At 70.8% G+C, this 527-nt stretch carries 1 pseudogene; it reads right to left on the bottom strand.

Annotated features, from left to right (window positions below):
* A pseudogene (locus tag QYM41_RS17850) lies at positions 1 to 506 on the bottom strand (hypothetical protein); the annotation flags it as partial.
* Between the last annotated feature and the right edge of the window lie 21 nt (positions 507 to 527).

Here is a 527-nt window from a genome sequence, read left to right as displayed (position 1 = left end):
CCGTAGACCAGGGCGACGAGCACCAGGGGGGCCGTGAGCCCGTCGACGCGGGCGAAGCCCAGCCACCCCATGAGGAAGACGAAGCCCAGCCACCACCACGCGGCGGGAACGGCGTGCCGGGCGCGTCCCCAGTCCGTCAGCTTCCCCACGGCCCAGCCGTTGAGCACGGTGATCATCAGGACCCACAGGAAGAAGAACGGCCCCGGGCCGGCCGTGCCGGCCAGCGCGACGGGCACCAGCGCCAGCACCGGATAGACCCAGGGGGTGGGCTCCCCGTTCAGGTTCTGCTCGTCGAAGCCGGCCTCGGCCCACGCGCGGTAGATGTAGGTGTCGCTGAAGGCGGCGCCGGACAGGGACAGGGACAGGGCGAATCCCAGGAACACGAGGTGCACCAGGACGAAGCCGGCGAGCAGTCCGCGCGGGGATCTCGACCAGGCGTGCCACCGCGGGGTCGCGAGGCGGTTCCGGAACCGGGTGAGCATGCTGAAGGTCGTGTCCGTGGACATGGGTCAATCCTCGTCAAGGGG

Origin of the sequence: Kocuria oxytropis (assembly GCF_040981195.1) — a bacterium.
Lineage (GTDB): Bacteria > Actinomycetota > Actinomycetes > Actinomycetales > Micrococcaceae > Kocuria > Kocuria oxytropis.
This window is presented reverse-complemented; position numbering and strand designations above follow the sequence as displayed.